Source organism: Pantoea sp. OXWO6B1 (assembly GCF_001641135.1).
GTDB lineage: Bacteria > Pseudomonadota > Gammaproteobacteria > Enterobacterales > Enterobacteriaceae > Pantoea > Pantoea allii.
In genome coordinates this window covers 563,043-579,184 of record NZ_LWLR01000001.1, presented here as the reverse complement: position 1 = coordinate 579,184, position 16,142 = coordinate 563,043, and the positions used below count along the sequence as shown (strand labels likewise).

The window sequence follows — 16,142 nt, the reverse complement described above, 5'->3', positions numbered from 1 at the left end:
AAAGTTATCCACAGAAAGATCGTTGCGATCCCGATTACAGAAGCACGAAAAACGCCGATCTCGGTTTGTCTTGATTAACCCTTTTCGCCAAGGTGTGGCATCCTTATAGACCAATCCATGGCAATGAAGAATACACAGACATATGGCGCAAATAGCAGAAAACCCCCTGATTTTGGTTGATGGCTCATCCTATCTTTATCGCGCGTACCACGCTTTCCCGCCGCTAACCAACACTGCAGGTGAGCCTACTGGTGCTATGTATGGTGTGCTGAACATGCTGAAAAGCCTGTTGGCACAATACAGCCCTACACATGTTGCTGTGGTCTTTGACGCTAAAGGCAAAACTTTCAGGGATGAGCTGTTTGAACATTACAAATCCCACCGCCCACCGATGCCCGATGATTTGCGGTCACAAATAGAACCGCTGCATGAAATGGTGCGCGCGATGGGATTGCCGTTGTTAGCCGTAAGCGGTGTCGAAGCGGATGATGTGATTGGCACGCTGGCGTTAGAGGCGGAGAAAAAAGGCTATTCTGTCCTGATCAGTACAGGCGATAAGGATATGGCGCAACTGGTCACGCCGGCGATTACCCTGATTAATACGATGACCAACACCATTCTTGGGCCGGAAGAAGTGGAACAAAAGTATGGTGTGCCGCCCGCTTTAATCATCGATTTTCTGGCGATGATGGGGGACAGTTCAGATAACATTCCTGGCGTGCCGGGCGTGGGTGAAAAAACGGCCCAGGCGCTGCTGCAGGGGTTAGGTGGGATGCAGTCGATTTACGATAATCTTGATAAAGTCGCCGATCTCTCATTCCGTGGTGCAAAAACCATGGCCGCTAAGCTGGAGCAGAATCGCGATGTTGCTTTTCTCTCGTATCAGCTTGCCACCATCAAAACTGACGTTGAGCTTGAGCAGCCGTGCGAAGCGCTCACGGTCAGTGAACCTGATGTCAAAGCACTGCAGGCGCTGTTTAGCCGTTTCGAATTCAAGCGCTGGTTGACTGACCTGCAAGAAGGAAAATGGTTGCAGGGTAATAAGAGCAACCGACAATCCCAGCAGGCCCTGGCTGATGAGCCGGCGGCGATCGTTGAAGCGACCAGCCTGTTATCAACTGACGGCTATGTCACCATTCTGGATCAGCAAACCTTAGACACCTGGGTTGAAAAGCTGAAAAACAGCGAGGTCTTTGCCTTTGATCTGGAAACCGATGGCCTGGACACGTTAACGGCCAACATTATCGGTCTCAGCTTTGCGGTAGCGCCGGGTGATGCGGCATATCTGCCTGTGGCACATGATTACCTGGATGCGCCGGAGCAGCTCGACCGCGATGCCGTACTGGCGCAACTCAAGCCGCTGCTGGAAGATCCTAACGCCAGCAAAGTCGGCCAAAATCTCAAATACGATCGTGGCGTCCTGAAAAACTACGATATAGAACTTGCCGGTATCAAATACGACACCATGCTGGAGTCCTACATCCTGAATAGCGTGGTAGGCAAGCATGATATGGACAGCCTCTCTGCGCGCTGGCTGAATCATAAAACCGTCACCTTTCAAGAGATCGCCGGTAAAGGTAAAAATCAGCTTACCTTTAATCAGATAGCCCTTGAGCAGGCCGCGCACTACGCAGCAGAAGACGCCGATGTGACCTTACAGCTGCATCTGAAGATGTGGCCAGAGCTTGAAAAAGAAGCCGGACCTAAAAAGGTTTTTGAACAGATTGAAATGCCGCTGCTTAAAGTGATTTCACGTATAGAACGTAATGGCGTGTTGATCGATCAGGCTATCCTGGCGCAGCACTCGAAAGAGCTGACATCGCGTCTGGCTGAGCTTGAGCTTAAAGCACATGAGCTGGCGGGTGAGCCCTTCAATCTTTCTTCGACGAAACAGCTGCAGGTCATTCTGTTTGAAAAGCAGGGAATTAAGCCCACGAAAAAAACACCGGGTGGCGCGCCCTCTACCAGTGAAGAAGTGTTGGCAGAGCTGGCTCTGGACTATCCCCTGCCGAAAGTGATTCTGGAGCACCGTGGACTCTCGAAACTGAAGTCAACTTACACCGACAAGCTGCCGCTGATGATAAATCCCGTTAGCGGGCGCGTGCACACGTCTTATCATCAGGCGGTGACGGCAACCGGACGCCTTTCTTCAACCGATCCTAATCTGCAAAACATCCCGGTGCGCAACGATGAAGGACGCCGCATCCGTCAGGCCTTCATCGCAGACAAGGGTAACCGCATTGTCGCGGCGGACTATTCGCAGATTGAACTGCGCATCATGGCGCACCTGTCGCAGGATAAAGGCCTGCTGGATGCTTTTTCCCAGGGTGAGGATATCCACCGCGCCACCGCCTCAGAAGTCTTTGGCGTGCCGCTCAGTAAGGTTACGGGCGAACAACGCCGTAGTGCCAAGGCCATCAACTTTGGTCTCATCTATGGCATGAGTGCATTTGGGTTATCTCGCCAGCTAAACATTGGCGCAGGCGAAGCGAAAAAGTATATGGATTTGTACTTTGAACGCTATCCCGGCGTGCTGCGTTATATGGAAAACACGCGCCAGCTCGCGGCCAGTAACGGTTATGTTGAAACGCTGGATGGACGTCGTCTGTGGTTGCCTGACATCAAGTCCAGTAATGCCATTCGTCGTAAGGCGGCTGAACGTGCGGCGATTAATGCGCCGATGCAGGGGACGGCTGCAGATATCATCAAACGCGCCATGATTGCGGTTGATAGCTGGCTGCAGAAGCAGAACGATGATGCGGTAAGGATGATCATGCAAGTACACGATGAACTGGTGTTTGAAATTAAAGCCGATGCCGTTGATGAGGCCAGCAAGCAGATTCGCACGCTTATGGAAGGCAGTATGGCGTTAGATGTGCCCTTACTGGTCGAAATCGGTGTCGGAGATAATTGGGAACAAGCGCACTGATACGGCCATAACCGGTGGCGTTAACGCGCCACCGGTTATGCGATGTCCCGTGGGCAGGCAGGGAACAGGCGTCGGCCCTCGCTGAAGCCGCAAAACGGTGCAGTAACTTATTATGGCCTAAGCACTTTTTTTGTAATTTAACTACATCCCACTCTCGTTTTTGTGACGAGTGCGGTAAAAAAAGTGATTAAAAATGAAAGGGAGCAACAAAAAACCCTTTGTCGCTCACAAAAAATCAGGTAAAGTTCGAGGCGTAGGGTACAGAGGTAAGATGTTCTATCTTTCAGACCTTTTACTTCACGTAATCGGATTTGGCTGAATTTAGCCGCCCCAGTCATTCTGTGACTGGGGCGTTTTTTATTGGAAAAACGCTAAAAATACGTAGCACATCGCTTCGCTTATGCCTCAGTGTCCTGATCTTCTACAGCATGCTCAAGCTCACTAAACCAGCTATCCAGCTTTTGACGCACTTTATCAACGCCAATTTTTTTCAGCGATGAGAAAATCTCTACCTGCACATCACCCATAAACGCCATTGAGGCTTCTTTCACCACATTGAGCTGGGCTTTACGTGCGCCGGAAGCAAGCTTGTCAGCTTTAGTCAGCAGCAGTAAAACAGGGATGCCGCTCTCTACCGCCCATTGAATCATTTGCTGATCCAGATCTTTAAGCGGATGGCGAATATCCATCAGTATAACCAGGCCTTTGAGCGCCTGCCGTTTTTGCAGGTACTCACCTAGCGCCCGCTGCCATTTAAGTTTCATCTCTTCTGGCACTTCGGCATAGCCATAACCCGGTAAGTCGACGAGGCGTTTACCTTCTGTGACTTCAAACAGGTTAATCAACTGCGTACGACCGGGCGTTTTACTGGTTCGCGCCAGGCCTTTTTGATTGGTCAACGTATTTAAGGCGCTGGATTTACCCGCGTTTGAACGGCCAGCAAACGCCACTTCGATGCCGGTATCAGAAGGCAAATGGCGGATGTCCGGTGCACTAAGAATGAAGCGGGTGACATGGTAATTCAGTTCAGACAAGGTGATACTCCAGGAACGCATTAGGGCAATGGCGCTGATTATACGCGTTATGGCGTGAAAGTGCTCAATACCATTGGTCAGGCAAGGTTGTGAGACATTTGCCATAAATCTTGCCAGTTATGTCTCTTTTTAATTAAATAATTAAAAAAATAAATGATTAAAATTCAGGGCATTATACTTAAGTATAGGTTTTTACGCTCAAATACCCCGCAAGTGTTACTTGAGGGTTTTACCAGATGGTCTACATTATTCAGCAGTGCAGGACGTACTCATCAGGATGATGCGCTCAGGAACGTCGGGATGACGAAGAGCGGCTGGAGTGGAAATGGTCAGGGATGTCGGACCGGAAAAGGAAAAGGACAGGCTCAAGAGTTGAGCAGGCGCAGGATTAACCGGGATGTTGTGAGCCGAAACGGATTTGAAACATGATTCCTTCTGCCGAAGGTATGAAATAAGGCGACAGCTTGAGCTGTCGCCTTTTTTCTTTGTCTGGTTTCTGCTAGATTTCGCCGCAATTCTATACTGAATAAAAAACACCGGGACCCAATATTATGAAGCAACCTGCAAGCGCTGCGAAAGGTAAGCCTGTCGCCAAAGCTAAACGCAAATCGCGTGACGATATCAATCATGAAGCGCGCGATCGTAAACGCGACAAAAAGCATCGCGGTCATGCGTCTGGCAGCCGTGCTAACCCGCAAACTCAGAGCAACACCAGCAAACAAAGTGACGCCGCGAAAGATCCACGCATTGGCAGCAAAAAGCCGGTGGCATTGATTGCTGGCGAAAACGCCACACCGGCGAAAGTGAAAAAAGTCGCGGCTAAACCGGCCGCAGAGAAAAAAGCCGCGCTTACGCCTGAAGAAGAGCTGGCGCAGCTTGAGAACAGTGAGCGCCTTGATGCGCTGCTGGATCGTCTTGAAAAAGGTGAGACGCTGTCATCTGATGATCAGGGCTGGCTCGACGTCACCCTGGATCGCATTGACGAACTGATGGAACAGCTTGGCATTGAGATGGACGAAGAAGAGGACAAGGAGGCGGAAGAAGATATGTACCGCCTGCTTAAAGGTAATTAAGCATTTTTGATCGGCATGCGTTAATCCGCATGCCCCGCTTAACAGGTAAACGACAATGTTTTGGCCTGGATCAATTTTATGGTTGTTGATGACATGTTATCTGCTGTGGTTAATGTTTAAACTACAACGACTGTCGCGTCTGAAGCAGCGTTTACGTCGGGTTCCCGCCCGCTCTCCTCTCTTTCCTTCTGTATCGCGACCTTTACAACGGCGACGTAAACGGAAGGAGTAAGCATGTCAGCAATGCAGCTTGAGTGGGACCCGGCGTTAATTGAAAAGTATAACTATGCCGGGCCGCGCTACACGTCTTATCCCACCGCCTTAGCGTTCAGCGATAACTTTACCGCCGATGACTTCAGACGTGCGACCGAGCGCTATCCACAACGTTCGTTATCGCTGTATATCCACATCCCGTTCTGTCATCGCCTGTGCTATTTCTGTGGCTGCAATAAGATTGTCACGCGTCAACTGCACAAAGCCGACCGTTATCTGGATGCGCTTGAGCAGGAGATCGTTGCTCGCGCACCGTTGTTTCGTGGTCGTCAGGTCAGCCAGTTGCACTGGGGCGGCGGGACGCCCACGTTTCTCAATAAACAGCAGATCAGCCGGCTGGTGGCGCTGCTGAAACAGCACTTTACCTTTGTCGATGACGCGGAGATGTCGATTGAGGTCGATCCGCGTGAAATTGAACTGGATGTGATCGATCATCTGCGTGCGTGCGGTTTCAATCGCCTGAGCATGGGCGTACAGGATTTTAATAAAGCGGTGCAGGAGCGGGTTAATCGGGTTCAGGATGAAGCGGTTATTTTTGCCTTAATGGCGCGGGCACGCGAGCAGGGATTTCGTTCAACCAGCATTGATCTGATTTACGGGCTGCCGCTGCAAACGCCCGAAAGTTTTGCTTATACCTTGCAGCGCGTTATCGCACTCGATCCCGATCGTCTCAGCGTCTTCAATTACGCCCATCTGCCCGCACTGTTCGCCGCACAGCGTAAAATTAAAGACGATGAGCTGCCGTCGCCACAGCAGAAGCTGGACATCCTGCAACAAACTATCGCAACGCTGACTCAGCATGGCTATCAGTTCATCGGCATGGATCACTTTGCGAAACCCCAGGACGAGCTGGCAGTGGCACAGCGCGAGGGGAAACTGCACCGTAACTTTCAGGGTTATACCACCCAGGGCGACAGCGACTTACTGGGTCTCGGCGTATCTGCCATTAGCATGATTGGCGACAGCTATGCACAAAACCAGAAAGGCCTTAACGACTGGTACAGCCAGGTCGAAAAACAGGGTCATGGGTTGTGGCGGGGTTTAACGCTACGTGATGATGACTGCTTACGTCGTGATGTGATCAAAGCGCTGATCTGCAACTTCTCGCTCGACTTCAGCGCGGTGGAAGCCCAGTGGAACCTTCACTTTGAAACGTATTTTGCGCAAGACCTGGCGCTGTTAAAACCGCTGGTGGCTGATGGGCTGGTGGAGCAGGACGCAACCGGTCTGAGAGTGACGGGGATCGGACGGTTACTGATTCGTAATATTTGTATGTGCTTCGATGCCTGTTTACGACAAAAAGCGCGGCAACAGCCGTTTTCACGCGTGATATAAAAGCCGGAACAGCACAGGCTGTCCCGGCGGGTTGGTTTCTTATTCCATGCCCAGTTCTTTAAGCTTACGCGTCAGGGTATTTCTTCCCCAGCCGAGCAAACGTGCTGCTTCCTGCTTGTGCCCTTGGGTATGACGTAGCGCAGTGGTCAGTAATGTGCGCTCCATCTCCGGCTGAGCTTCAGACAGCAGATTTTGATGACCGGAACGCAGCGCGCGATCCGCCCACTGCGCCAGCAGTGTCGCCCAGTTGTCAGGCAACGACTGCGTCGGGCTTTCTGGTGTGCTGGATTCAAACAGTTCAGGCGGTAAATCCTGGATCAGCACTTCCTGCCCCGCCGCCATAACGGTTAACCAACGGCAGGTGTTCTCCAACTGACGCACGTTACCCGACCAGTGCAGACGCGTTAGCGCGGTTTCGGTTTCCGCGTGCAGGATCTTGGCTTCAACGCCAAGCTCCCGTGCCGCCACCTGGAGGAAATAACGGGCCAGACGGGGAATATCTTCACGGCGCTCACGCAAAGGCGGGAGATGCACGCGAATAACGTTCAGGCGGTGGAACAAATCCTCACGGAACTTGCCTTCCTGCACCCGCAGTTCAAGGTTCTGGTGCGTTGCGGCAATGATACGTACGTCAACTTTGACCGGCGCATAGCCGCCAACACGATAAAATTGTCCATCAGCCAGGACGCGAAGCAGGCGAGTCTGAACATCCAGCGGCATATCGCCGATTTCATCTAAAAACAGCGTGCCGCCATCTGCCTGTTCAAAACGGCCCTGGCGGATTTGATTGGCACCGGTAAACGCCCCTTTTTCATGGCCAAACAGTTCAGATTCAATCAAATCCTTTGGAATCGCAGCCATGTTTAAGGCAATAAAAGGAGCCTTACTACGAGGGCTGTGGCGATGCAGCGCATGTGCAACCAGTTCTTTACCCGTCCCGGATTCACCGTTGATCAGAACGCTGATCGACGAGCGGGAAAGACGGCCAATGATACGAAACACGTCCTGCATGGCGGGTGCTTCACCGATAATATCGGTCGTTGGGCCGCTGACGGGTTGATTGCGTGGCTGCTGCTGTTCCTGATAGTGACTGATGGCGCGCTCAACCAGCGCGACAGCTTCGTCGATATCGAACGGCTTCGGCAGATAATCAAATGCCCCTTGCTGATAGGCACTGACCGCGGCATCCAGATCGGAGTGCGCCGTCATAATGATGACCGGAAGCATAGGATGACGCTGTTTAATCTGTTTTAGCAGCGTCAGACCATCCATACCTGGCATACGAATGTCTGATAATAAAACGTCCGGGGTTTTCGTCGCTAATGCGTTCAGCACGTCATTCGCGCTGTCAAAGGTCGCACAGCTCAAACCGGCTCCAGTGAGCGCGCGTTCAAGCACCCAGCGGATGGAGCTATCGTCATCGACGATCCAGACTATCCCTCGTTGCATAGAAACCTCACTGGCGAATAGGCAGGTAAACCGAAAATTCGGTATGACCCGGCCAACTGTTAAACTCAATTTTTCCTGAATGCTGATCAATCAGGCTACGGGCAATAGAAAGACCTAAACCGGTTCCGCCTTCACGTCCGCTCACCATGGGATAAAACAGCGTATCCTGGAGCAGGGCCGGAATGCCGGGGCCGTCATCTTCAATATCAATACGGGCGACCAGACGATACCGCGTGCCATGCAGCGTTAGCTGAAAGGCCGTACGGGTGCGAATCACGATCGTGCCGCCGTCCTCGCCTAACGCCTGCAGCGCATTACGCACGACATTCAGCAGAACCTGTTCAATCTGGTCAGGATCGTGAGGTAACTCCGGCAGACTGGGATCGTAATCGCGGACCAGAGACACGTTTTCGGGCAGCTCCATCGAGACCAGGTTAACCACCCGTTCAGCGACCTGATGAATGCTCTGGGTAATGTGCATACCCGGTTGTTGAGGCCCTAATAAGCGATCGACCAGATTCCGCAGGCGGTCGGCCTGTTCGATAATAACTTTGGTATATTCGTTCAGCGCGGGATCGGGCAGGGCGCGTGACAGCAGCTGAGCGGCGCCACGCAATCCCCCTAACGGATTTTTAATCTCATGGGCCAGTCCACGCACCAGATCGCGAGCCGCAACCTGCTGAGCATGCTGTAATTGTTCCTGGCTCAAACGACGCTGATTATCCATGGGCGCCATTTCCAGCAAAATTAAGCCATCAGGCAACCGTTGTGCCGTGAGTGACATAATGTGTGCCCGGCCATCGACCACCAGAGTGACTTCACTGTCAGTAAAGCCCTGGCCCGCCTCAAGACTCTCGCGCATTACCTCGACATTCAGCGAAAAATAGCCGGTCAATTCAGGTAACGGCGTACCGAATAATTTACGTGAACTTTGCGCCAGTAATTGCTGTGCCGCAGGATTGGCATAATGAATAACCAAATCGTTATCCACCAACAAAATACTGTTGATTAAGGTATTGAGAATCTGCCCTGCATCGGGCAGTGAGGCAGTTGCCATACAGCGTTCCTCTGCACTAATTTAGTGCATTGTAATCTTTAAGCCGGAATTAAAGCGAATGAACGATGAATTCGCGGAGAAAAAAGCCCATCCGAAGATGGGCTAAAGTTTCCACGGCAACAAAAAAACGTTTCAGACTCTCGGTACCGCCTTTGCAATGTTTATCTGCGGCACCCATTTGCTTACTCTGAAATTAAACGCTGTAGTACAGTTCGAACTCAACCGGGTGCGGCGTCATGCGAACACGATCGTTTTCTGATTTACGCAGTTCGATGTAGGCATCGATAGCATCATCAGTGAACACGCCGCCACGGGTCAGGAACTCGCGGTCTTCGTTCAGGGCAATCAGCGCTTCTTCCAGTGAACCTGCAACTTTTGGAATCTCAGCTTCTTCTTCCGGTGGCAGGTCATACAGGTTTTTGTCCATCGCGTCACCAGGATGGATTTTGTTGATGATGCCATCAAGGCCAGCCATCAGCAGGGCGGTGAACGCCAGGTATGGGTTAGCAGCCGGGTCCGGGAAGCGGGCTTCAATACGACGCGCTTTCGGGCTGGCAACCACCGGGATACGGATTGAGGCTGAACGGTTACGTGCTGAGTAGGCCAGCATGACCGGGGCTTCATAACCGGGCACCAGACGTTTGTACGAGTTGGTGGTCGGGTTCGCCAGGGCGTTAATGGCTTTAGCGTGTTTGATGATACCGCCGATGTAGAACAGTGCCATTTCAGACAGGCCGCCGTACTTATCGCCAGAGAACAGGTTCTGACCGCCTTTAGACAGCGACATGTGGCAGTGCATACCGGAACCGTTGTCACCAAACATAGGTTTTGGCATAAAGGTCGCGGTTTTGCCGTAGGCATGGGCGACGTTGTGCACGACATATTTGTAGATCTGAATTTCGTCAGCTTTTTTGGTCATGGTATTGAAGCGCGTTGCCACTTCGTTCTGACCTGCTGTTGCGACTTCATGGTGATGGGCTTCAACCACCAGGCCCATTTGCTCCATGGTCAGACACATGGCAGAACGGATGTCCTGTGATGAGTCAACCGGTGGCACCGGGAAGTAACCGCCTTTCAGACCTGGACGGTGACCTTTGTTACCGCCTTCGTATTCTTTACTGGTGTTCCATGCCGCTTCGATATCGTCGATGGCAACATGTGAGCCAGACGTTGAAGAACCAAAACGGATATCGTCGAACAGGAAGAATTCTGGCTCTGGGCCAAACAGAACGGTGTCCGCAATGCCTGAAGCGCGCAGGTAGTCTTCAGCACGCTTAGCGATAGAGCGTGGGTCACGGTCATAGCCCTGCATGGTGCCTGGCTCAAGGATGTCGCAACGAATAATCAGCGTAGAATCTTCAAAGAAAGGGTCCATCACCGCCGTGGTTGCATCAGGCATCAGTACCATGTCTGATTCATTAATCCCTTTCCAGCCGCCGATGGAAGAGCCATCGAACATTTTGCCTTCTTCGAAGAAGTCAGCGTTAACCTGGTGAGCCGGAATAGTAACGTGCTGTTCTTTACCTTTGGTATCGGTAAAACGCAGGTCAACAAACTTAACTTCATGCTCGTTCATCATCGAGAGAACGTGTTCAGCGGACATACTCAACTCTCCTGGAAATGGTCATTGTCTACATAGTGAGAACCGGGTTACGGAATGAACGACTGTTAACGACCATTCCTGAATCTGATCCTGACCAGCTCTGCAACCGTTGTCTTACATCGTTTTCGTCTGGATAATACAAAGCGAATTCTGTGCCAACTTTATTTCTTTGCACAAAATCGCGCTGTCATGCACCTTTTTGTCATATAAGTCATGCACCATGATAGTCGCAACGCACCGTTTATGTGCATCTGAATTGAAAGTGAGCACTTTTTTGGTGCAAAACCTCGATACAGTGCAAATTTTGCACGGCTAGTAGTGCGATTTTGCGACAATGCAATAAACTTTCAGTGAAAAGTGTGATCGTGTTCAGTCTCCCGCTTAATCCGTGTACAATACCGCGTTATTTCTAATGCCTGAGGCAAAAAAGCTGTGATCGAAAATTTGCGTAACATCGCCATCATCGCGCACGTTGACCATGGAAAGACCACCCTGGTTGATAAACTGCTGCAACAGTCTGGTACTTTTGATGCCCGTACTGAAGCCACCGAGCGTGTGATGGACTCCAATGATTTGGAGAAAGAGCGTGGGATTACCATCCTCGCAAAAAATACCGCCATTAAATGGAACGACTACCGTATCAACATCGTTGATACCCCAGGACACGCCGACTTCGGTGGTGAAGTTGAACGCGTAATGTCTATGGTGGATTCGGTACTGTTGGTTGTAGATGCGATGGATGGCCCTATGCCGCAAACCCGCTTCGTAACCAAAAAAGCGTTCGCGCATGGTTTGAAGCCGATTGTGGTTATCAACAAAGTCGACCGTCCTGGCGCACGTCCTGACTGGGTTGTTGATCAGGTATTTGACCTGTTCGTTAACCTGGATGCGACTGACGAGCAGTTGGACTTCCCTATCATTTTTGCCTCTGCGCTGAATGGTATTGCCGGTCTTGAGCATACAGACATGGCTGACGATATGACCCCGCTGTATCAGGCTATCGTTGACCACGTATCGCCTCCACAGGTTGAAGCTGACGCGCCGCTGCAGATGCAAATCTCTCAGCTGGACTACAACAACTACCTGGGCGTTATCGGCATCGGCCGCATCAAGCGCGGTAAAGTGAAGCCTAACCAGCAAGTCACTATCATTGATAGCGAAGGTAAAACGCGTAACGGTAAAGTCGGTAAAGTGCTGACTCACCTGGGCCTGGAGCGTATTGACAGCGACATGGCAGAAGCGGGCGATATCATTGCTATCACCGGTCTGGGTGAACTGAACATTTCTGACACCATTTGTGATCCACAGAATGTGCAGGCCCTGCCAGCACTGAGCGTGGATGAGCCAACGGTCACGATGTTCTTTAACGTCAACACCTCACCGTTCTGCGGTAAAGAAGGTAAGTACGTGACGTCACGTCAGATCCTTGAGCGTCTGAACAAAGAACTGGTTCACAACGTAGCACTGCGTGTTGAAGAAACTGAAGATGCTGACGCGTTCCGTGTATCGGGCCGTGGTGAGCTGCACCTGTCTGTTCTGATCGAGAACATGCGTCGTGAAGGTTTCGAACTGGCGGTATCCCGTCCGAAAGTTATCTTCCGCGAATTCGAAGGCCGTAAGCAAGAGCCGTTCGAGAACGTGACGCTGGATATCGAAGAAACGCATCAGGGTTCCGTTATGCAAGCCATGGGCGAGCGTAAAGGCGACCTGAAAAACATGGACCCAGATGGTAAAGGCCGCGTACGTCTTGACTACGTGATCCCAAGCCGTGGCCTGATCGGTTTCCGTAACGAATTTATGACCATGACATCAGGTACCGGTCTGCTGTACTCCACCTTTAGCCACTACGATGATATTCGTCCGGGCGAAGTGGGCCAGCGTCAGAACGGCGTTCTGATTTCCAACGGTCAGGGTAAAGCGGTTGCTTTCGCCCTGTTCGGTCTGCAGGATCGCGGTAAGCTGTTCCTGGGTCACGGTGCAGAAGTCTATGAAGGCCAGATCATCGGTATTCACAGTCGTTCTAACGACCTGACCGTAAACTGCCTGACCGGTAAGAAGCTGACTAACATGCGTGCTTCCGGTACAGACGAAGCAACGACACTGGTTCCACCGATCAAAATGACACTTGAGCAGGCTATCGAGTTCATTGATGACGACGAACTGGTCGAAGTTACCCCTCAGTCCGTGCGTATCCGTAAACGTCACCTGACCGAGAACGATCGTAAGCGTGCTTCACGCGGTCCTAAAGACGCGTAAATGCATGTAAGAAGCCCCGTTTAACGGGGCTTTTTTTTGCCTGCGCGATTGTCATACAGAGTTAAATCCAGCCTAAACCAGCCCGTAACTTCTTCTCTATCCCCTTTCAACGTCGTGCCGTCGTGCCTTAACTTAGCGTTTATATTTTTCTCGTCCAGGCTGCCTGTTCAGGCTGCGCTTTTACCGCTAGAGTGAATGATCCAGGGAACCCGAGGAGGCACCATGCTTTATATCTTTGATTTGGGCAATGTGATTATTGATATCGACTTTAACCGCGTGTTAGGTGTCTGGAGTGACCTTAGCCGCGTGCCATTGGCATCGCTTCAAAGTCACTTCCATATGGATGAGGCATTTGAGCAGCATGAGCGCGGTGAAATCAGTGACGAAGCCTTCGCTGAAGCCCTGTGTGAAAAGTTGGATATCGCACTGAGCTATGAACAGTTTGCGGCAGGCTGGCAGGCAATATTCGTTGGCGTCCGCCCAGATACGCTGGCGATAATGCATCAACTGCGGCAGGAGGGACATCGAGTGGTGATTCTCTCCAACACCAACGCGCTGCATTGTACCTTCTGGCCGACGCAGTATCCTGACGTGCAGCAGGCGGCCGACAAGATCTATTTGTCGCAGGAGCTGGGCATGCGCAAACCCGAAGCGAGAATCTATCAGCATGTTTTGGCCGCTGAAGGCTTTAGCGCCGATCAGACCGTGTTCTTCGATGACAATGCGCAGAACATTGAGGGTGCACGCGCATTGGGGATTGAGACAGTGCTGGTGACCGATAGCACCACCGTACCTGACTGGTTCGCGGGTCGGCATTAAGCCATGAAGTTACGTCATTTTCGCCCCGGGTTTCATGCGTTCTGGCTGTGGCTAAAGCTGCTGTGGAAACGCATTGATAATGACGCCATGACGACGCAGGCCGGTAACCTGGCTTTTGTGTCGTTACTGGCGCTGGTTCCGCTGATTGCCGTGGTCTTTGCGCTGTTTGCGGCGTTTCCTGTGTTCTCTGACATCAGCGTCCAGCTTAAGAATTTTATTTTTACCAACTTCATGCCGGCTGCAGGTAATACGCTACAACGTTATCTTGAGCAGTTTGTGGCCAACGTCCATCGTATGACGGCCGTGGGTGCCGTCGGCCTGATCGTGACGGCGCTGTTGCTGATGCATTCCGTTGATTCGGCCCTGAATGCTATCTGGCGCAGCGACAAAAAGCGGCCGCTGGTCTATTCCTTTGCGGTGTACTGGATGATATTAACGCTCGGGCCGTTACTGGCGGGTGCCAGTTTAGCCATCAGCTCTTATCTCCTGTCGTTGAAGTGGATAAATGTGACGGGGGTAACCAGTCTGGTCGATCAGATGCTGCGTTTCTTTCCGTTGCTCTTATCATGGCTATCGTTTTGGCTGCTATACAGTATTGTCCCGACACAGCGGGTGCCCGCGCGCGATGCGCTTACGGGGGCGCTGGTCGCCGGGCTGTTATTTGAACTGGGGAAAAAGGGCTTTGCGCTGTATGTTACGATGTTCCCGTCATACCAACTGATCTATGGTGTGCTGGCGGTGATCCCCATTTTATTCCTGTGGGTTTACTGGACCTGGTGTATCGTACTCCTCGGCGCAGAGATTACCGTCACCTTAGATGACTACCGCCAGTTCAAACAGCAGGAAAGAGAAAAAGAACGAGAGGACGGATGATTGCTTTAATTCAACGCGTACAGCGTGCCAGCGTCAGTATCGATAACGCGGTTGTGGGTGAAATCGGACAGGGGTTGTTGATTCTGTTGGGTGTTGAAAAAGGTGATGATGAAAAGCACGCCGAGCGGCTGGCGGAGCGCGTACTGGGCTATCGCATTTTCAGTGATGAACAGGGCAAGATGAACCTGAACGTCAAACAGGCGGGCGGGAGTGCGCTGGTGGTGTCGCAGTTTACGCTGGCTGCCGATACGCAAAAGGGCATGCGCCCCTCATTTTCTGGTGGGGCGGAGCCGCAAGAAGCGGAACGTCTCTACGACTATTTCAGCGCGTGTTGCCGTCGCCATGATGTGACGACCGCCAATGGCCGCTTTGCTGCTGATATGCAGGTGGCGTTGGTTAACGACGGGCCGGTAACCTTCTGGTTACAGGTATGACGCCACATACCGCGCGGCTAAACATCCGCAACCCCGCATCAGAACGAGAGAAACACTTTATGTATCATCTTCGTGTGCCACAAACGGCGGAAGAGCTGGATGTGTATTATCAGTTCCGCTGGGAAATGTTACGAAAGCCGCTGCATCAGCCGCAGGGTTCTGAGCGTGATGCCTGGGATGCGTTAGCGCATCATCAAATGGTGGTGGATGAACAAGGTAAACCCGTTGCGGTAGGGCGACTTTACATCAATGCGGATAATGAGGCGGCTATCCGCTTCCTTGCTGTACATCCTACCGTCCAGGGAAAAGGTCTGGGCACGCTGGTGGCGATGACGCTGGAGTCGGTAGCGCGTCAGGAAGGCGTAAAGCGCGTGACGTGCAGCGCGCGTGAGGACGCGGTGGCGTTCTTCGCCAAGCTCGGATACGTCAATCAGGGCGAGATTACCGCACCGCAAACCACGCCGGTGCGTCACTTCCTGATGATTAAACCGGTTGTCACGCTGGATGATATTTTACACCGTGCTGACTGGTGCGGGCAGTTGCAGCAGGCCTGGTATGAGCACATTCCGTTGAGTGAGAAAATGGGCGTGCGCATCCTGCAATACACCGGGCAAAAATTTATTACCACCATGCCGGAAACCGGCAACCAAAATCCGCACCATACCCTGTTTGCCGGAAGTCTGTTTTCGCTGGCAACGCTTACCGGCTGGGGACTGATCTGGCTGTTGCTGCGTGAGCGCCACCTGGGCGGCACCATTATTCTGGCTGATGCGCACATACGCTACAGCCGTCCGATTACGGGCAGGCCGGGTGCCATTGCCGACCTCGGATCATTGAGTGGCGATCTCGATCGCCTGGCGCGAGGCCGTAAAGCCCGGGTTCAGCTTGATGTGCAGTTATTTGGTGATGATGAGTGTGGCGCGGTGTTTGAAGCGGTCTACATCGTGTTGCCCGTTGACCCTGACGGGCCGCTGGAAGAAGGCGGCTCAGGGGCACGCATCAATTAA

At 52.1% G+C, this 16,142-nt stretch carries 12 protein-coding genes; 8 read left to right on the top strand and 4 right to left on the bottom strand.

Annotated elements, in window-relative coordinates:
* Positions 1-142: 142 nt before the first annotated feature.
* Complete coding sequence (gene polA, locus A6A26_RS05045; RefSeq protein WP_063877746.1) at positions 143-2,929, top strand: DNA polymerase I; 2,787 nt, start codon at positions 143-145, stop codon at positions 2,927-2,929.
* 398 nt (positions 2,930-3,327) lie between these two features.
* Here polA and yihA read toward each other — a convergent pair whose 3' ends face one another.
* The gene (gene yihA / locus A6A26_RS05040; protein ID WP_063881063.1) at positions 3,328-3,963 is read right to left on the bottom strand and encodes a ribosome biogenesis GTP-binding protein YihA/YsxC; all 636 of its coding nucleotides are present in this window, start codon (positions 3,961-3,963) and stop codon (positions 3,328-3,330) included.
* Between the two features lie 551 nt (positions 3,964-4,514).
* On the opposite strand from yihA, the gene yihI reads away from it, so the two are divergent.
* Together yihI and hemN are read left to right on the top strand one after the other, a co-directional pair.
* Positions 4,515-5,036 (top strand): Der GTPase-activating protein YihI, encoded by a 522-nt coding sequence (gene yihI / locus A6A26_RS05035; RefSeq protein WP_063877745.1) that lies wholly within the window; start codon positions 4,515-4,517, stop codon positions 5,034-5,036.
* Positions 5,037-5,270: 234 nt separating this feature from the next.
* Entirely contained in the window at positions 5,271-6,644 is a 1,374-nt protein-coding gene (hemN, locus tag A6A26_RS05030) for an oxygen-independent coproporphyrinogen III oxidase (RefSeq protein ID WP_063877744.1), read from the top strand.
* Positions 6,645-6,683: 39 nt separating this feature from the next.
* Here hemN and glnG read toward each other — a convergent pair whose 3' ends face one another.
* The 3 genes from glnG to glnA form a co-directional block, all read right to left on the bottom strand.
* A complete protein-coding gene (gene glnG, locus A6A26_RS05025; RefSeq protein ID WP_014332989.1) occupies positions 6,684-8,093 on the bottom strand; it encodes a nitrogen regulation protein NR(I) in 1,410 nt (469 codons plus the stop codon).
* Positions 8,094-8,100: 7 nt separating this feature from the next.
* A complete protein-coding gene (gene glnL, locus A6A26_RS05020; RefSeq protein WP_063877743.1) occupies positions 8,101-9,150 on the bottom strand; it encodes a nitrogen regulation protein NR(II) in 1,050 nt (349 codons plus the stop codon).
* 193 nt (positions 9,151-9,343) lie between these two features.
* A complete protein-coding gene (gene glnA, locus A6A26_RS05015; RefSeq protein WP_063877742.1) occupies positions 9,344-10,753 on the bottom strand; it encodes a glutamate--ammonia ligase in 1,410 nt (469 codons plus the stop codon).
* A gap of 432 nt (positions 10,754-11,185) precedes the next feature.
* Here glnA and typA point away from each other — a divergent pair, with 432 nt between their 5' ends.
* From typA to fabY, 5 genes are all read left to right on the top strand, one after another.
* Entirely contained in the window at positions 11,186-13,009 is a 1,824-nt protein-coding gene (typA, locus tag A6A26_RS05010) for a ribosome-dependent GTPase TypA (RefSeq protein WP_063877741.1), read from the top strand.
* Between the two features lie 222 nt (positions 13,010-13,231).
* Entirely contained in the window at positions 13,232-13,828 is a 597-nt protein-coding gene (yihX, locus tag A6A26_RS05005; RefSeq protein ID WP_063877740.1) for a glucose-1-phosphatase, read from the top strand.
* 3 nt (positions 13,829-13,831) lie between these two features.
* Complete coding sequence (locus tag A6A26_RS05000; protein WP_063877739.1) at positions 13,832-14,701, top strand: virulence factor BrkB family protein; 870 nt, start codon at positions 13,832-13,834, stop codon at positions 14,699-14,701.
* Positions 14,698-15,135, top strand: a complete 438-nt coding sequence (gene dtd / locus A6A26_RS04995; RefSeq protein ID WP_063877738.1) for a D-aminoacyl-tRNA deacylase — start codon at positions 14,698-14,700, stop codon at positions 15,133-15,135. Before A6A26_RS05000 ends, dtd begins: the two co-directional genes overlap by 4 nt.
* Positions 15,136-15,194: 59 nt before the next feature.
* Complete coding sequence (gene fabY, locus A6A26_RS04990) at positions 15,195-16,142, top strand: fatty acid biosynthesis protein FabY (protein ID WP_026020958.1); 948 nt, start codon at positions 15,195-15,197, stop codon at positions 16,140-16,142.